1 protein-coding gene is annotated in these 500 nt (G+C 66.8%); it reads right to left on the reverse strand.

Going from position 1 to position 500, the window contains the following annotated elements; genetic code table 11:
- Window positions 1-500: ABC transporter permease subunit (locus ACFP3R_RS37805; protein ID WP_417750606.1), on the reverse strand; the 500-nt coding region annotated here is incomplete at both ends.

Raw genomic sequence — 500 nt, forward strand, 5'->3', positions numbered from 1 at the left:
CACCGAAGCACAGCACCATCAGCACCACGGAGGCGAGGTAGAAGGCGAGGCGCCGGTTCTCCAGCGTGGCGAAATCCGGGATCAGCGTCAGGCCGAACAGGCTCACCCCGCCCGGCAGCGGGATGGAGACGATGCCCTTGGCGCCATTGGTGATCGGCACGGCGAGGGCGAGAAGGCGCATCACCTCGGTCAGCGTCAGCGTCACCATGGCGAAATACACGCCGCGCAGCCGCAGGATCGGTAGGCCGATCAGCACGCTGGCAAGTGCGCAGACGAGCCCCGCCACCGGCAGGGTGAGCCAGAAGGAGATGCCATAGGCCGTGACCAGCACCGCCGAGACATAGCCGCCGAGCAGGGCGAAGGCGCCCTGCCCGATATTGATGCGGCCGATATAGAAGGTCAGCCACACGCCGCCGCTGATGATGGACAGCAGGGCGACGGAAGTGAGGGTGTAATAGAGATCGTTGCGGCCGGTCGCGGCGATCAGGGCCGGCACGCCG

Source organism: Saccharothrix lopnurensis (assembly GCF_042658445.1).
In the GTDB taxonomy this organism is placed as follows: domain Bacteria; phylum Actinomycetota; class Actinomycetes; order Mycobacteriales; family Pseudonocardiaceae; genus Actinosynnema; species Actinosynnema lopnurensis.